This is a genomic window from Paraburkholderia sp. MPAMCS5, from assembly GCF_036016995.1.
Taxonomy (GTDB): Bacteria; Pseudomonadota; Gammaproteobacteria; order Burkholderiales; family Burkholderiaceae; genus Paraburkholderia.
On the sequence record NZ_JAYXBK010000020.1, the window covers coordinates 1 to 16,204 of the forward strand.

Below are 16,204 nucleotides of genomic sequence, written 5' to 3' on the forward strand. Positions count from 1 at the left end.
CCCAAGACCCGCAAACCCGCACCCTATGTCGAAGGCGCGGTAGCCCGCGCCCATCACAGTACCGCTCGCCTGCTTAAACGCGCCAAAGGCGGGACATCTTGATCAAGACCTTGAAAGGGCTGGGTCTAAAACCCTCATCATGTCGTCGCTGACTTACCTGCTTTCCAAACGAACGACCCTCTACGCAGAGGTTGACCGCACCCGATACGCCGGCACGGAAATAGCGAACGGGCAAAACAACCAGTTCGGCGTCGGTGCCGGCCTCAGCGTGCGGTTCTGAAATCAGCGAATTGCAAACAGACTAACGTCGTGCCCATGGTGGGCGTGACTGACGGAGCAACGATCATGCGCATTCTCGATTCCCACTTCCACTGGTGGCCTCGTTCGGTGTTCGAGGCGCTCTGCAAGCGCGATGGCTTCCCGCGCGCGGAGCCGAACGGCAAGGGCGGCTACACGTATTGGCGTCAGGAAGGCGGAAGCGCGCGCTTTAATCTCGGTGAGGAATGGTTCGACCTCGACAAGCAGATCGCGCACATGGACACGCTCGGCTATGAGGTCGACGTGCTCTGCTCAATTGGACCGTTCTCGCTGCATTTCTCCGATCTGCCGGTCCAGGAGGGCCGCGAAGCAGCGATGCTGTGGAACGCAGAAATGGCCGGCGCGCAACGACGCTATCCGGGCCGGCTATGGGCAAGCGCCGCGGTGCCGCTGCGCGATACTGACATCGCGATCGAAGTGGTCGATCATGCGATCGGCGAGCTGGGCCTCGTGGGCGTGAATTTGCCCGGTAGTGTCGGCTCGGTCGATCGGATCGACGCCGAGCGGCTCGAACCGTTCTACGCGCACATCGAAAAACTCGGCGTGCCGCTGTTCCTGCATCCTACCGATTCCATCTTCCCGGACATCCTGGATGGCTATGACGGCGCGCTTTATTTGAGCCTCGGTCGTGTCGTGGACGTCAGTGTGTCTGCCTGCCGGCTGGTGCTGTCGGGTCTCATGGAGCGCCATCCAGACCTGAAGGTGATCATGTCGCACACAGGCGGCGCGCTGCCGTATCAAGCAGGGCGGATGGACAAGAATTCGAAGCGGGCCAATTTGCCGAAGCCGCCCAGCACCTACATCAAGCGCATGTACACCGATACGGTGTCCCCGCACGAAATGGGGATTCGCTACGCGATCGAGTTCTACGGCGCGGACCATGTGATGTACGGCAGCGACTATCCGTGCTGGGACCCGGCGACCGCAGTGCAGCTATTCAACGAAGTCGGCCTCTCGAAAGAAGACCAGGAAAAAATTTTCTACGGCAATGCGCGAAACCTGTTCGGCTTGCCGGCCGCTAACTGAGGTTGCTATGCCCGAGCGACACATGATCGATCTAGAAGCGCTAATCGACCAAAGCAGGCTGAGCCGCTTTCAGGTCTTCGTCGCGGTGCTGTGCGCGGCGGTGCTGCTGGTGGATGGCTTCGACACGATGGCCATTGGCTTTGTCGCGCCCGCGTTGATCAAGGCGTGGCACATCAATCGCGCTGCCATGACGCCGGTGTTCGCCGCCGGCCAGGTCGGCCTCATGCTCGGCTCAATGGTCGTGGGTCCGCTAGCAGACCGTTACGGGCGCCGGCCGGTGATGATCTTCAGTTGCTTCGCGTTCGGCCTGCTCTCGCTTGCGACGATGTCGGCCACCTCGATCGGTCAACTGGCGGTGCTGCGGTTCCTGACGGGCTTCGGCCTGGGCGGCGGGATGCCCAATGCGCTGGCGCTCACGAGCGAGTACATGCCGTCGCGGGTCCGCGTGACCGCGACGATGGTCATGTTCTGCGGCTTCTCACTCGGCGCGGCGCTGGGCGGCTGGGCGGTCGCGCAACTGATCGCGCAGCACGGCTGGCAGGCGGTCTTCCTGATCGGCGGCGTTGTCCCGCTAGTGCTTTCGGTCGCGCTCGCGCTGCTGTTGCCTGAATCGATGCGCTACTTCGCGGCGGCCGGGACACACCCGGAACGCCTCAGGCGCTACGTGTCCCGCATCGCGCCCCATGCCGACCCCGAGCGCCGCGCCACGTATGTGATCGCGGAGAAGAAGGCGAAGGGCTTCGTGGTTCGCGAGCTTTTCAACGACGGCCGCACGCGCCTGACGTTGCTGTTGTGGACCATCACGTTCATGGTGCTGCTCGACCTCAATCTGCTGTCGAACTGGATGTCGGTGATCCTGCACGATTCCGGTTTGCGTCTGGAGACAGCGGCGACGGTCACGATCGGCTATCAGATCGGCGGCGCGTTCGGCAATCTGTTGCTCGGCCGCCTGGTCGATCGTTGGTCGCCGTTTCTGGTGCTGGCCGGCACTTATGTGATTGCCTTCATCGGCATCGTGTCGCTCGGTTTCGCGGGCACGAACGTCGTGCTGCTCTGCGCGCTGATCTTCCTCGTCGGGTTCTGCGTGATTGGCGGGGTAGGCGCGTCCGACGCGCTGGTCGCAACGTGCTACCCGACAGGAATGCGCGTGACCGGTCTCGGCTGGGTGATCGGCGTGGGCCGTCTCGGGGCGGTGATCGGGCCCACACTCGGAGGCCTTTCGCTCACCATGGGGGCGAGCGCGACGAGCTTCTTTGCGATCGGTGCATTGCCCATGCTGGGCGCGGCCTCGGCGGCATGGGCCATTCACGTCAATGCGCGCCAGATGCAGCCGACGACGTCATCCATGCGCGGCGTCTGACAGTGCGGCTCGCGACGTAAGCCGCGCCCGCGTGCCGGTGGCCGTGGCGCGATCAGCTGGGGAGGCTTTCGGCCTGCCGCACCATGTCGATGAGCCGGTCGATTTCCGGCATGCTGGATTTGGGATTGCGCACGTAATGCAGCGTTAGGTGCATTGGCGCGACGTCCACGTCGAGTTCGACGATCGTGCCGGCGGCAATATCCTTCTGCACCGAGCGCCGCAGTGAGCACGCGATGCCGATTCCCGCCATGACCATGTTGCGCACCATGCTCATTTCCTGCGCCTGGGACGCGACGTTCGGCTCGGCGAGCCCTGCCGCGCGCAACATGCTCGCGATGGTGCGACCGAAATACGACGTGTCGTACGCGACGATGAACGGGTACTGCGCGAGCGTTTCGATCGGAATATCGGCTTCGTTCGCGAGCGGATGATCGGGCGATCCAATGAACGCCAACCGATAACGGCCAAGCGGCTCGGCATCCAGCCGTGGCACCTTGCCGTTGCTCAATAGAAAGCCCAGGTCGACCTGACCGCGCGAGCACAGCGAATGGACTTCCTCGAACGTGCCGGCAAGCGCAACCAGTTCGATTTGCGGAAATGCCGTCGAAAATTCACCGAGCGCTTTTGAAAGCAGCGAATCGGCCGCGAAGCGTTGTGCGGCGAAACGCAGCTTGCGTTTGCTTTTCTTCAGATTCGCGGAGATTGCGGTGGTGCGTTCGAGCGTTTCGAGCGCATAGCTATAAAACGCGCGGCCCGCGGTGGTCAATTGCGGACTCACACCGGGATGACGTTCGAACAACGGACTGCCGAGCTTCGCTTCGAGTTCGCGTATATGCACGCTGACAGAAGGTTGAGAAATGTTGAGCGTTGCCGCTGCTGCACCGAAGCCACCTGAATCGACTACCGCTACGAATACCTGCAGCCCACGCAATGTTACCGGCAACATCTTGTTTGTCTCCGTCAACGCATAACCCATAGCGATACTACTATGAATACATAGGTCGCTGGTGGATTGCTTGCGCTAATCGATGTCCCTTAAATTGGATTCACAGAACAAGAAAGGAAAAGGAGACGCACACACCGTTGACCATTCCCGTTCTGCAGCACGGTCGGCACCGATTGCATGACATATCGGACAGCTAATTGAAAACTGAATCCATGGAATAAGCGATGAATCAAGTAGGTGTGGACATAGGCGGCACATTCACGGACCTGGTGGGCTATCGGGAAGGCGAGCTGTTGCTCGCGAAAACCTTGACCACGCCGTCCAACCCCACGCAGGGCGTCGCGACGGCGCTCGAACTGGCCGGTTCGAAGCTGGACGAGTTGGACGAGTTCCTGCACGGCTCGACAATGGCGATCAACACGGTGCTGGAGCGCAAGGGCGCGGCCACCGCACTGATTACAACCGAGGGCTTTCGCGACGTCTACGAGATCGGGCGCGGCAACCGTCCGCAAGCGTTCGACATTCATTTCCATCGTCCGGAGCCGCTGATTCCGCGCGAGTTGCGGTTCGAGGTGCGTGAGCGCCTGAACGCGAAGGGCGATGTGCTCACGCCGCTCGACGAGGACGCGGTGCGCAAGCTCGGCGCTGCGCTGGTCGCGCAAGGCATCGAGTCGGTCGCGATCTGCTTTCTGCACGCCTATGCCAATCCGCAGCATGAACTGGCGGCGGGCGAGGTCCTGCGTGCCGCGTATCCGGATCTGTTCGTGACGTTGTCGCACGAAATCCTGCGCGAGTTCCGCGAATACGAGCGCACGTCGACCACCGCTTTGAACGCCTACGTCGGCCCGCGCGTGCGGCGCTATCTGCACACGTTGAAGTCGCACCTCGACGAACGCGGCTTCCGTGGCGGCATCCAGATCATGCGTTCGAACGGTGGCAGCATGTCGCTCGCCCACGCGGCGGTCGAGCCGGTCTCGATGATGGAATCCGGTCCGGTGGCCGGCATGATCGGCGCCGGGCACGTCGCGAAGCTGCTCGGCATCCGTCAGGCGATCGGCTTCGACATGGGCGGCACGACCGCTAAGGCGACGCTGATCACCGAAGGCATTCCGGCGATCGAAGACGGCTACTACATTGGCGGCTATGCCACCGGGCAGCCGATGCAACTGCCGGTCGTGTCGATTGTTGAAGTGGGCACGGGTGGCGGCAGCATCGCGTGGCGCGACAAGTCGGGCGGTCTGCATGTCGGCCCGCAAAGCGCGGGCGCGGCGCCCGGCCCGGTCTGCTATAGCCGTGGCGGCGTCGAACCGACCATTACCGACGCGAACGTCGTGCTGGGCCGCCTCAATCCAGGCCGCTTTCTCGGCGGCGGGATGGCGCTCGACGTCGAAGGCGCGAAGCGGGCGCTCGACCAGTACGTCGGCGAGGGGCTCGACCTGAGCGCGAACGAAGCCGCAATGGGCGTCGTGCGAATTGCGGACTCAGCCATGGCGCTTGCGGTGCGCGCGGTGTCCGTCCGCAAGGGCGTCGATCCGCGCGACACGACCATGATTGCCTTCGGCGGCGCGGGCCCGGTCCACGCGGCGGCGCTGTGCAAGGAAATCTATATCCCGACGCTCGTCATTCCGAAGCTCCCCGGCAGCTTCTCGGCGATGGGCATGCTGCTCGCGCCGTGGCGCCAGGATCTGGTGCGCACACTCGTCGGCGTGCTTGGCAAGCTCGATGAGCAAACCGTGATCGCCGGGTTCGACGAGCTTACCCAAGCCGCGAAGCGGCAACTGCACGACGACGGACTCGACGTCGATCACGCGAACTTCGAATTCGCGGTTGATCTGCGCTATCGCGGTCAGGAGCACAGCATCACGGTGCCGTTGAGCGGTCCCGATGCGCTGTCGAGCACGAACACCGCGATGCGCGAGCGCTTCGACGAACTTCACGACCAGCGCTATGGGCACTCGGCGGCTGGCGAAATCATCGAAGTCGTGAATCTGCGGCTTACCGCTCTGGTGGGCCGTGGCGATGCCATCGACAGCTTCATCAGCGCGCCGTTCGAGGCTGAGGAGGAACGCCCCGAGCAGCGGCGCGACGTGACGTTTGACGACCCGCAGCAGCCGCTGGGCGCGCGCATTCTATGGCGTCCGTCGCTGGCGCCGGGCTTCGAGGTGGAAGGGCCCGCGGTGATCGAGGAACCGCATTCGACCACGGTCATTTTCCCCGGCGACGTCGCCCGCATTACCGAACACGGCCACATGGTGGTGTCCATCAAACTGCCCGAAGGAAATCAGCAATGAGCAAGAAGCAAACACGTCCCGGCGTGGACCCGATTACCCTGGAAGTCGTCAGCAATTCTCTGATCGCCTACGCGGAGGAGATGGCGCTCGCGCTGTGCAAGTCCGCTTACAACATGATGATTTATGAGGTTCGCGATTTCTGCTGCGGCCTCATCGACACCGAAGGCCGGATGATCTGCCAGAACGAAGGCGGCTTGCCCATCTTTCTCGCCGACCTGGGCATCGCCGTGAAGGACGGTATCGACCGCTTCGGGCTCGACGGTTTCGCCCCCGGCGACGTGGTCATCATGAATCACGCGGGCGTCTGCGGTCAGCATCTGAACAACGTCGTCGTGTATACGCCGTGCTTCTTCGAAGGCAAGGTTGTCGCGTTCGCGGCGAACCGCGCGCACTGGGCGGACGTCGGTGGTCTGCGGACAGGCTTCGGCAACGTGCAGACGTACGAGATCTTCCACGAAGGCATCCAGATGCGTTCGATCAAGATCTACGAGGCCGGCCGCCGCAACGAAGGCGTATGGCAGATGATCTCCGATAACATCCGCTTCCCCGAAGCGTCGCTCGGCGATCTGCGCGCGCAGATCGCGGCGTGCCAGCTGGGCGGGCGCCGTCTCGCCGAACTGTATGGCCGCTATTCGGTGCAGACCGTCAGTGACTGCATTGCGGCGTCGTGGGACCAGGCCGAGGCGCAGGCGCGCGCAGTCGTCGAAAGCATTCCCGATGGCGTCTACACGGCCGAGTCGCGGCTCGATAGCGACGGGCGTCGTCTCGACGTGCCGTTGCGTGTGAAGGTCACGGTGATCGTCGAAGGCTCGCATCTGACGATCGACTATTCCGACATGAACGAGCAGGTGCCGGGGCCGCTGAATTCGGGCTACTCGGGCGGCTTGTCGGCGGCGCGCGTCGCCTTCAAGTGCATCACGATGCCGCATGCGCCGGTGAACGAAGGCTGCTTCCGCGCGCTCACGCTCATTTCGCCGGAAGGCACGATGCTCAATGCGCGTCCGCCGGCGGCGCTCGGGCTGTGGAGCATTGCATTGCCGACGGTAATCGACACGCTGCTGCGCGCGCTCTCGCAAGCGCTGCCCGATTTCGTGCCGGCCGCGCACAAGGGCGACATGGGCGGCTGCTCCTTCTACGGTCAACGTGAGGAAAACGGCGAGCGCTACGTGCTGATGAACATCTTCGGCGGCGGCTGGGGCGGCCGGGCGACGGAAGACGGCGCGTCGGCATCGGTGTCCATCTGCCAGGGCGACGTGCGCAACACGCCGGTCGAGTTGCAGGAAATCCGCTATCCATTCCTCGTCGAATGTCACCAGCTACGCGAGGACAGCGGCGGCGCGGGCGAACATCGCGGCGGCCTCGGCGTGGTGCTGCGCTATCGCGCGCTGCAGAAGAGCACGGTGAACGTCAATCTCGAACGCATCATCGAACCGCCCTGGGGCGTGAAGGGCGGCAAGTCGGGTGCGAGCAACGCGGCATTGATCCGGCGTCATGACGGAGCGGAGCGCTCGGTGACCAAGGAAAGCAACATCGGGTTGTCCGCGGGCGACACCATCACGTTCTGGACGGCGGGCGGCGGCGGCTACGGCGATGTGCGCGAGCGTTCGCGCGAACGGATCGAGGCGGATATTCAGAAGGGCTACGTGACGCCGGACGGTGCATCTCGCGATTACGGCGTGCAAATGACGCCGGAGGAAACCGTGTCATGAGCGCTCAACTTCATCAGGAACGTTCCGGTCGTCTGCGTGAGGAGATGGCCAACGCGGGACTCGACTTGCTGGTTGTGCCGGGCGACGTGTGGCACAGCGATTACCTGCGCTACGCGCTCGATGTGACGCCGATGGAAGGTCAGGTGATCGCGTGCATTCAGCGCGACGGGCCGTCCCGGCTGTTCGTCGACAGCCCGGCCGAAGCGGCCCGCCTCGCCGCCGAGCAACCGGCTGTCGAAGTGTCGTGGTCAAGCGGGCCGCTCGCCGAAACCGAGGCGTGGCTTGCGGCGCGCGGCGCCGTCAAGGCGGCGATCGTCGCGCCGGGCGCCGCACCGACGCGGCTCGCTCGCGGCCCGCTTGGCGCGACGATCGCGGCGACAACCGCGTGGTTCGATCGGCTGATGGTCAACAAGAGCGCGGCGGAGGCGCAAGCCGTGGTGCGCGCCTGCGCGCTGGCCGATGCCGGCTACGAAGTGTTCCGCGAGGCGGCCCGCATCGGGTGCAGCGAATACGAGCTGATTGCCGCAGTCGAGGGATGGTTCCGCTCACAGGGCTGTCCGGAGAACTTCGTCATTCTGGGCAGCGGCGGGCGGGAAGTGCGCGGGATGCATCCGCCCGGCGAGCGGCGGATCGAAGCCGGCGATCTCGTGACCACCGAGCTGACGCCGTGCGTCGACGGCTACTACGCGCAGATCTGCCGCACGCTCGTGGTGGGCGAGCCGAGCGAGGCCCAGTTGCGCGCGTATGCGGTCTATCAGGAAGCCCTCGCGGCGGGAATTGCCGCGGTGCGTCCGGGCGCGACGCATGGCGACGTCGCGCGCGCGCAGAACGACGTCTTCCGCCGTCACGGTCTGGGTGACTACGTGACGTCGGCCTATACGCGGGTACGCGGCCACGGCGTGGGCCTCTTTGTCGACGGGCCGCATGTGCTGGAGACAGTCGAACTCGTGCTGGAGCCGGACATGACGCTGATCGTGCATCCGAACACCTATCACCCGGAAGTCGGCTACATGGTGCTCGGCGATATGGTCCGCGTGACGGAACACGGCTGCGAGGTGCTGACGAAGACGCCTCGCGATCTGTTCAGCGTGCCGGCCTGACCGCCCTATATAGACAGGAGACGAATCGATGCGCCGAGGTTTAATCAGCTGGTCGCGGGACGAGGTTCCGCAAGCAGTACTCGAAGCCCGGGTAGGGCGGCTGCAGCAAGCGATGCGCGGGCAAGGGCTGGATGCCGTGCTGGCCTATACGTCGTTCGCGCAGCCCGCGCCGGTGCAGTGGCTGACGCACTTCGTGCCGTACTGGAGCGAGGGGCTCGCCGTGGTGTTTGCGCAAGGCGCGCCAGCGTTGCTGGCCGCCCTGACAGCACGCGTGCATCCATGGATACGCGAGGTGTCGCATGTCGCGGAGGTCGTCTCGGCGCCGCGTCTTGGCGAGAGCGCGGCTGCGTTTCTGCGCGAGCGCCTGGCCGCGAAGCCGAAGGTCGGCGTAATCGGTCTGGATGGGTTGCCGTGGTCGGTGGGCGAGCCGTTGATCCATGCGGTGGGCGCGGAGAGCCTCGTCGATGTGACCGCGCTTTACGCCGACTTGCGTCAACAGGCGGATTCCGCCGAATTCGATCTCGCGAAGCGCGCAAGCGCCATCGGTGAGGTCGCCCTGCGCGCAATTCCTGCGGGCGCGACGCGCGCATCGGAAGTGCTCGCGGCGGTCGAAGCGTCGGCGCGCCGCGCCGGAGCCGAGGAAGTGCTGCTGCGGATCGCGCCGGATTTCACGCGTAACGCGACGCTGCTGCGCATGGAAGGCGATGCGCCATTGGGTGAGCGTTACGCGGTGGAATTGTCGGTCGCGTATAAGGGCAGTTGGGTGCGCGTGAACCGCTGCGTGGCGCTGCATGGCGCTCCGTCGTCATGGCAAGCCGCGGCGCAGTGGCTGACAAAGGCCGCGTTGTCCATTTCCGCTGGCCGGTCAACGCCGTCGTTCGACGCGCTTCCCGATGGCGGCAAGCTGAGCGCCTGGACGCTTGAGTCTTGTGTCGGTGTCCATCCGCTGTCCGTCGTGGCCGCGCAGGATCGGCCGCCAGTCAACGCGTCGTCCGAGGGCGGCGTCGCTGTGTTGACGGTCGAACTGGCGCTCCCTGACGGACCATGGCGTGACAGCGTGGGGCTCGTGGTCGGCGCGGCGGGCGGTCATGCGACGCTGCTCGCAACATGAGCAGGCCGTCTATGTCCTCGCTCATCGAGCGACTCGCTGACTTTGCGGCGACGGCATCGAGCGAATCGCATCGCGACGCGATCGGCCTGCAACTCGCGGATTCGGCTATCGCGTTGCTGGCGGGTGCGGCGACGCCGGAAGGCCGCGCGATCCAGCGGTTCGTCGCGAACGCCGACGGCGGCGGCCTTGCTGCGTCGGCCAGTCTCGCCGCGACGATGCGCTTGACCGAGGTCGACGATATTCACCGGCAGAGCGCAGTGACGCCAAGCGCGATCGTGGTGCCGACCGCACTCGCGCTTCGTGCGTCGTGCGTACCGCACGCAAGCCCGTCGTCGTTCACGGACGCGCTTTTCGTCGGCGAGGAACTGTCGATTCGCCTCGCTTGCGCGCTGGGCGGCGTGTCATTGCTCGCGCGCGGTTCGTGGCCAAGCTATGTGGTCGCGCCGCTGGGCGCGGCGGCGACGGCGGGCCGCCTGCTCGGCCTATCGCGCGATCGGATGTGCCATGCGCTCGCGCTGGCCGCCGCGCAGACGCCGCCGCCGATAGGCCGTACTGCCGGACGCCGCCCCGGTCGCTGGCTGCTATTCGGCCAGGCGGTGCGAGCCGGCTGCGTCGCGGCGCTCGCCGCGGCCGATGGATTCGATGGCGACGTCGGCTTGCTGAATGACGCGTGGCTGCGCGCCATCGGCGGCGCAGACGCAAATGCGGGCTGGCTTGCCACGTACGAGGGCGAGATGCCCGCGCGTCTATTGATCAGCACGAAGCCTCATTGCGCGGCGAAGCAGGTGCTCGCGGCGGTTCAGGGCCTGAAGGCGTTGCTTGCAGAGGGCGTCGATCCGGCGAGTGTGGAGTCGGTTGAGATTGCGGTGCCGTCGGCGTACGCGGCGATGATCGATCGCGAACCGCCTGAAGCCGGCCGCCTCGCGAGCCTGCTGAGCGTGCGCGGGCAATTGGCGCTCGCCGCATTACGGCCTGCCTCGCTCGACGATGTCGCGCGCGAGCGCCTGGAATGGACGCCGGACCTGGTGGCCTTTGCCGCGCGCGTGTGTGTCACGTCCGATGCGTCGCTCGACAGCCTCTACCCGGTCAAGTGGCCAGCCCGCGTCCGGATTCGCGCGGCGGGACGCGTGCGTGAAATCACCGTGGAAGACAGCCTCGGCGATCCGGCGCAGCGCTCGAACTTCCACGCGATTGCCGACAAGGCCATACGCATGCTCGGAGAAGCGCATCCCGCGCTCGGCTTGATCGAGACGGCGCGGCGAGCGGCCACGCAACAGACAGACCTCGATGCGTTGTGCGGTTATTTTCAGCCTGAGGCGCCGGGTCATAGGGCGTTGCCTATGCACGCATAGCGTAATGGTCAATTGCCACTCTCAGATTGGGCCCGCTAACGTGTCCCCGTCCGCGCTTCGCGCGGCGGGCTCTTTCGCGAGCACCGAATGCATAAGCAAAAAGACATTGGAGACGACAACATGAACGCGACGACGGAACTCAACGTCGGCATGCTACTTGGCAATCAGCCGCTGCGCTGGCTGCACATCTTGATCGTCGCGGTGCTGGCCGCGACGATGGTGATCGACGGCTACGACATCTTCATGATCGGGCTCATTCTTCCTGCGTTGTCGCACGGGCTCAACGTACATCCGGCTGCACTGACGCAGGTATTCGTGCTTCAACAACTGGCGTTGCTGATCGGCACGCTCGTGTCCGGTCCGATGCTGGACCGCTTCGGCCGGCGGCGCGTGCTGCTGGTTGCGATGCCGGTATTCGCGCTGCTGACGATGGCGACGTCTCAGGTGCGGACGGTGTTGGAACTCGACGTGATGCGCTTTGCGGCGGCGCTGTTCTTCAGCGCGGTGATTCCGGCGACGATTACCCTCGCGAACGAGTTCGCGCCGGCCCGCTATCGGTCAGCGGCGGTGTCGGTGGTGTTCTGCGGGTACGCGGGTGGGAATCTGATCGGCGCGAGCGTGCAGGCGTGGATACTCCCGTTCGGCTGGCAGGCGGCGTTCTGGGTCGGCGGTTTGCTGCCGCTGGTGCTGGTCGGCTGCCTGTGGCTGTGGCTGCCCGAGTCGCTGCAATTCCTGACCATGCGCAATCCGACCGATCCGGGAATCGGCAAGACGCTGCGGCGGTTCGACCCGTCGTTCCAGATTGCATCGGGCCAGCGCTTCGTCGTGAGCGGCAAGCCGGAGCGCATGCCCAGGTTTTCCCCGAAGCTGCTGTTCACAAATGGTCGCGTGACGATCACGTTGCTGCTGTGGGTCGCGTACCTGGCCACGGGCATCTTCAGTTACATCAATAATTCGTGGACCACGACGCTGTTGCATCTGACACGCCACATGCCGATGGTCCATATCGCGCAACTGATGGCGATGAGCGCGCTCGCCGGCGTGATCGGCACGGCGAGCAGCGGTTTCGTGATGGACCGCTTCGGCGCGGCGCGAGTGTTGCCGACGTATCTGGCGGCTGCCGCCCTGACGGTCGCCATCGTCGCAACGATGGATATCTATTCGATATGGGCGCCGTTTGCTTTCGCGATGCTCGGCTTTCTGTACAACAGCAGCTGGGGCGCGTTGAATGCGTTTTGCGCGACCGTCTCGCCGACCGAGATCCGTGCGACCAGCGTGGCTTGGGCGCACGGCGCGTCGAAGTTGGGCGGCATGATCGGCCCGGCGATCGGCGGCGCGATGGTCCGCGCGCAATGGGATTTCACACCGATCTTTCTGGTGGCGGCGGGGTTCGAACTGGCGTCGGCGGCGGCCGTGCTGTTGCTGGTCACGCGCCGGCGGCCGTCGCCAGTGCAGGCGCGGGCCTGACCCGACACTTGACTGTCGGCCGGAGCGAATCCGAACCGCGTTTCCGTGGACGCAAGCGGCTTCTGTGTCGAACCCTGAAAGACAAAACGCCCGATGCAGTGCACCGGGCGTTTCTGGGTTTAACAACTGTCAACCTGTTCCGTGACGGGAGTATTGACTTGACGATCGGCCCGCGCCGTATGAGTCAGTTGCCGCGCAGAGGTGAATTTCGGACCCGTGAAGTTCGACACCGAATTCAAACTTCACCGTTGCCGGCAAATCGTGCCCCGCACGGACTTGCGATCAAACCAACCCGGTCGTGTAATAAACCGCGATCACGAAGAAAACCGCCAGCGTCTTGATCACCGTCACCGCGAAGATGTCGCGATACGACTGACGGTGCGTCAATCCGGTCACCGCCAGCAGCGTGATCACCGCGCCGTTGTGCGGCAGCGTGTCCATGCCGCCGCTTGCCATGGCGACCACGCGGTGCAGCACTTCCATCGGAATATGCGCGGCCTCGGCGCCCTTGATGAACACGTCCGACATGGCCGCAAGCGCGATGCTCATGCCGCCGGAAGCCGAACCGGTAATGCCCGCCAGCGAGCTGACCGACACGGCGGCATTCACGAGCGGATTGGGAATGCTCTTGAGCGCATCGCCCACCACCAGAAAGCCCGGCAATGCGGCAATCACGCCGCCGAAACCATATTCCGACGCGGTATTCAGCGACGCCAGCAGCGCGCCTGCCACAGCAGCCTTGGTGCCGACCGCAAAGCGCTCGCGCACGCGGCCGAACGCCGTGACGAGCACCATGACGATGCCGAGCAGCAGCGCGCCTTCCACGGCCCAGATCGCCACGACGGTTTTGATCGTCGTGGTGAGCGGCGTGTGGACGCCCGGCAGGATGTCCGGCGTGACGGTGTACGACGCGCCATAGGCGTTCGGAATCCAGCGCGTCAGCACGAAGTTCGCGACGCCGACGAGCACGAGCGGCGCGATAGCGAGCAGCGGATGCGGCAATTGCTTCGACTCCACGCGCTCCGGCTCGTTGACCAGTTCCGTGCCGTAGCCCTCGCCGGTCGCCATGGCCGCGCGGCGGCGCCATTCCAGATACGTCAGGCCGACGATGATGATGAAGACCGAGCCGATCACGCCGAGCGCGGGCGCGGCCCACGACGTCGTCTTGAAGAACGTGGTCGGAATGATGTTCTGGATCTGCGGCGTGCCCGGCAGCGAATCCATGGTGAACGAGAATGCGCCGAGCGCGATGGCGCCGGGCATCAGGCGCTTCGGAATATTGCTCTGGCGATACAGCTCGGCGGCGAACGGATAGACCGCGAACACCACCACGAACAGCGAGACGCCGCCATAGGTGAGCAGCGCGCACACGGCGACGATCACCGCGTTCGCGCGCGAGCGGCCGATGTAGCGAATCGCGGCGGCGACGATCGACTCCGAAAAACCGGACAGTTCGATCACCTTGCCGAACACGGCGCCGAGCAGGAACACTGGGAAGTAAAGCTTGACGAAGCCGACCATCTTCTCCATGAAGATGCCGGTGAAAACCGGCGCGACGGCGGCGGGATCGACGAGAAGAACCGCGCCGAGCGCGGCGATCGGCGCGAACAGAATCACGCTGTAGCCGCGATACGCGGCGAACATCAGAAACGCCAGCGCGGCGAGGACGATGACAAAGGACATTGAGTCTCCAGAAGCTTGGTTTGTTCTACGTGTACGCCGTCCCTGGGAGGGCGACGGCACGGCGCCCCATATGCAGTTTCCATGCCATGCCGCCCGGCAACGGCCCGCGTATTGATTCGACGGGCTCAAGCGGGCAAAAGCCCAGGAACGCCAAGGCGCCGATTGTACCCAAACGTCTCAAAATGGCGACGCAAATCGTGCGAAGTTTGCGATTTCCGAGGTTAAACCCTTATGGAATAAGCCTGTTGGCGATCTCGTCGTTGAGATAAGATCGTCTCCAATAAGAGACAGCGACGTATAGAACGATAGCCGGAGACAGCGACAAGATGATGAACGACTGGGCGGGCCTGCCCGCCACTTACGACGACGTGCTACGTCGCGCGATGGACTCGCTCTTCCGCACTTTCGAAAACTTCAGCGAAGGCACGTTTATCGTCGATGCCGAGGCGCGCGTCGTCTGGATCAACAAGCGCTATGCCGCGCGTTTCGGTTTCGCGGACCCCGAGCAGGCAATTGGCCGCGACTGCGAAGCGGTGATCCCGAACAGCCTGATGCGCGAGGTCGTGAAAACCGGCAAGCCGATTTTGCTCGACATTCTCGAAACGGATCGCGAGCCGCTCGTCGTCACCCGTTTGCCGGTGAAGGACGACGCCGGGGAAACCGTCGGCGCCGTCGGCTTCGCGCTGTTCGACGAGCTGAAGGCGCTGACGCCGCTTTTTTCGCACTACTCGCGCGTGCAGGAAGAACTGATCGCGACGCGCCAGTCGCTCGCGCAGGCGCGCCGCGCTAAATACACGTTCGGCAGTTTTGTCGGCACGAGCGCGGCCAGTCTCGAAGTGAAGCGCCAGGCGCGCCGCGCGGCGCAACTGCAATCGCCGGTTCTGCTGCTCGGCGAAACCGGCACCGGCAAGGAACTGCTCGCGCACGCGATCCACGGCGGCTCGGCGCGCGCGAACCAGCCGCTCGTGACCGTCAACGTCGCGGCGATTCCGGACGCCTTGCTCGAAGTGGAGTTTTTCGGCGCGGCGCCAGGCGCGTATACCGGCGCGGACCGCAAAGGGCGCGTCGGCAAATTCGAGCTGGCGAACGGCGGCACGCTTTTTCTCGACGAGATCGGCGATATGCCGCTGCCTTTGCAGGGCAAGTTGCTGCGCGTGTTGCAGGACAAGGAGTTCGAGCCGCTCGGCTCGAACCGGATCGTGCGCGCGGACGTGCGGATCATCGCGGCGACATCGGCGGATCTGCCCGCGCTCGTCGCGGCGGGCCGCTTTCGCGCGGACCTGTTCTATCGCCTGAATGTGCTGACGATCCACGCGCCGCCGCTGCGCGAGCGCGCCTCCGACATCGAGGCGCTTGCCTACGCAATGCTCGAGGACCTGACGACGCAGGCGCGCGGCGGCAGTCACTTCGAATTGCAGGACGACGCGCTGCGCTTACTGTGCTCTTACAGATGGCCCGGCAATGTGCGCGAGTTGCGCAACACGCTGGAGCGCGCCGTCATGCTGTCCGATAGCGAGCGGATCGACGCGCGTTCGCTTGCGCCGTTTATCGGTTCGGGGCAAAGCGGTGTGCTTGCCGCGAACGTGAGCGCGCCGGGCGCCGTGCCGCAGCCGGTTTCGTCGACCACCGCGAGCGCCGAGGCGCAGCCGTTGTCGTGGAGCGAGGCGATGGCGGCGTTCGAAAAGCGCTTTCTCAGCGACGCGCTGCGCGCCAACGGCGGCCGTGTAATCGAAGCGGCCGCGCAGATCGGCATGGGCCGCGCGACGCTCTATAAAAAGATCGCGGCATACGGCATCGACGTGTGACGTGTGAGAACACTCCGTTTGCATCGAGTGACGCAG

General features: G+C 64.7%; 11 protein-coding genes. 9 read left to right on the forward strand and 2 right to left on the reverse strand.

Annotated features, from left to right (window positions below; genetic code table 11):
* Nucleotides 1-345: 345 nt before the first annotated feature.
* Both VOM14_RS28340 and VOM14_RS28345 read left to right on the forward strand, forming a co-directional pair.
* Nucleotides 346-1,344: an amidohydrolase family protein gene (locus VOM14_RS28340; protein ID WP_327632033.1), complete on the forward strand. Its 999-nt coding sequence runs from the start codon at nucleotides 346-348 to the stop codon at nucleotides 1,342-1,344.
* Between the two features lie 22 nt (nucleotides 1,345-1,366).
* Nucleotides 1,367-2,704 carry an MFS transporter gene (locus VOM14_RS28345; RefSeq protein ID WP_327632034.1) on the forward strand — a complete coding sequence of 446 codons (1,338 nt, stop codon included), beginning with the start codon at nucleotides 1,367-1,369 and terminating at the stop codon, nucleotides 2,702-2,704.
* Nucleotides 2,705-2,756: 52 nt separating this feature from the next.
* On the opposite strand, the gene VOM14_RS28350 is transcribed toward VOM14_RS28345, so the two are convergent.
* Entirely contained in the window at nucleotides 2,757-3,650 is an 894-nt protein-coding gene (locus tag VOM14_RS28350; protein WP_327632035.1) for a LysR family transcriptional regulator, read from the reverse strand.
* Nucleotides 3,651-3,874: 224 nt separating this feature from the next.
* Between VOM14_RS28350 and VOM14_RS28355 the strand changes: the two genes are divergently transcribed.
* The 6 genes from VOM14_RS28355 to VOM14_RS28380 all read left to right on the forward strand — a co-directional run bounded on the left by VOM14_RS28355 (nucleotide 3,875) and on the right by VOM14_RS28380 (nucleotide 12,680).
* Nucleotides 3,875-5,941, forward strand: a complete 2,067-nt coding sequence (locus tag VOM14_RS28355) for a hydantoinase/oxoprolinase family protein (protein WP_327632036.1) — start codon at nucleotides 3,875-3,877, stop codon at nucleotides 5,939-5,941.
* On the forward strand, nucleotides 5,938-7,650 hold the full coding sequence (locus VOM14_RS28360; RefSeq protein WP_327632037.1) for a hydantoinase B/oxoprolinase family protein: 1,713 nt from the start codon (nucleotides 5,938-5,940) through the stop codon (nucleotides 7,648-7,650). The genes VOM14_RS28355 and VOM14_RS28360 overlap by 4 nt, the downstream gene beginning before the upstream one ends.
* Nucleotides 7,647-8,750 (forward strand): M24 family metallopeptidase, encoded by a 1,104-nt coding sequence (locus tag VOM14_RS28365; RefSeq protein ID WP_327632038.1) that lies wholly within the window; start codon nucleotides 7,647-7,649, stop codon nucleotides 8,748-8,750. Before VOM14_RS28360 ends, VOM14_RS28365 begins: the two co-directional genes overlap by 4 nt.
* A 28-nt stretch (nucleotides 8,751-8,778) precedes the next feature.
* Nucleotides 8,779-9,861 carry an aminopeptidase P family N-terminal domain-containing protein gene (locus VOM14_RS28370; protein WP_327632039.1) on the forward strand — a complete coding sequence of 361 codons (1,083 nt, stop codon included), beginning with the start codon at nucleotides 8,779-8,781 and terminating at the stop codon, nucleotides 9,859-9,861.
* Nucleotides 9,862-9,872: 11 nt separating this feature from the next.
* A complete protein-coding gene (locus VOM14_RS28375; protein WP_327632040.1) occupies nucleotides 9,873-11,213 on the forward strand; it encodes an MmgE/PrpD family protein in 1,341 nt (446 codons plus the stop codon).
* A gap of 120 nt (nucleotides 11,214-11,333) precedes the next feature.
* The gene (locus tag VOM14_RS28380) at nucleotides 11,334-12,680 is read left to right on the forward strand and encodes an MFS transporter (RefSeq protein WP_327632041.1); all 1,347 of its coding nucleotides are present in this window, start codon (nucleotides 11,334-11,336) and stop codon (nucleotides 12,678-12,680) included.
* Between the two features lie 282 nt (nucleotides 12,681-12,962).
* Here the strand turns inward: VOM14_RS28380 and VOM14_RS28385 are convergent, their stop codons facing one another.
* Entirely contained in the window at nucleotides 12,963-14,363 is a 1,401-nt protein-coding gene (locus VOM14_RS28385; RefSeq protein WP_327632042.1) for a GntP family permease, read from the reverse strand.
* 326 nt (nucleotides 14,364-14,689) lie between these two features.
* Between VOM14_RS28385 and VOM14_RS28390 the strand changes: the two genes are divergently transcribed.
* Nucleotides 14,690-16,168 (forward strand): sigma-54 interaction domain-containing protein, encoded by a 1,479-nt coding sequence (locus tag VOM14_RS28390; RefSeq protein WP_327632043.1) that lies wholly within the window; start codon nucleotides 14,690-14,692, stop codon nucleotides 16,166-16,168.
* Nucleotides 16,169-16,204: the final 36 nt, after the last annotated feature.

Coding starts and splice junctions, on each gene's coding strand:
- VOM14_RS28355 (WP_327632036.1), top strand. CDS start 3,875: ATGAATCAAGTAGGTGTGGACATAGGCGGCACATTCACGGACCTGGTG.
- VOM14_RS28370 (WP_327632039.1), top strand. CDS start 8,779: ATGCGCCGAGGTTTAATCAGCTGGTCGCGGGACGAGGTTCCGCAAGCA.
- VOM14_RS28375 (WP_327632040.1), top strand. CDS start 9,873: ATGTCCTCGCTCATCGAGCGACTCGCTGACTTTGCGGCGACGGCATCG.
- VOM14_RS28365 (WP_327632038.1), top strand. CDS start 7,647: ATGAGCGCTCAACTTCATCAGGAACGTTCCGGTCGTCTGCGTGAGGAG.
- VOM14_RS28390 (WP_327632043.1), top strand. CDS start 14,690: ATGATGAACGACTGGGCGGGCCTGCCCGCCACTTACGACGACGTGCTA.
- VOM14_RS28380 (WP_327632041.1), top strand. CDS start 11,334: ATGAACGCGACGACGGAACTCAACGTCGGCATGCTACTTGGCAATCAG.
- VOM14_RS28360 (WP_327632037.1), top strand. CDS start 5,938: ATGAGCAAGAAGCAAACACGTCCCGGCGTGGACCCGATTACCCTGGAA.
- VOM14_RS28385 (WP_327632042.1), bottom strand. CDS start 14,363: ATGTCCTTTGTCATCGTCCTCGCCGCGCTGGCGTTTCTGATGTTCGCC.
- VOM14_RS28345 (WP_327632034.1), top strand. CDS start 1,367: ATGATCGATCTAGAAGCGCTAATCGACCAAAGCAGGCTGAGCCGCTTT.
- VOM14_RS28340 (WP_327632033.1), top strand. CDS start 346: ATGCGCATTCTCGATTCCCACTTCCACTGGTGGCCTCGTTCGGTGTTC.
- VOM14_RS28350 (WP_327632035.1), bottom strand. CDS start 3,650: ATGTTGCCGGTAACATTGCGTGGGCTGCAGGTATTCGTAGCGGTAGTC.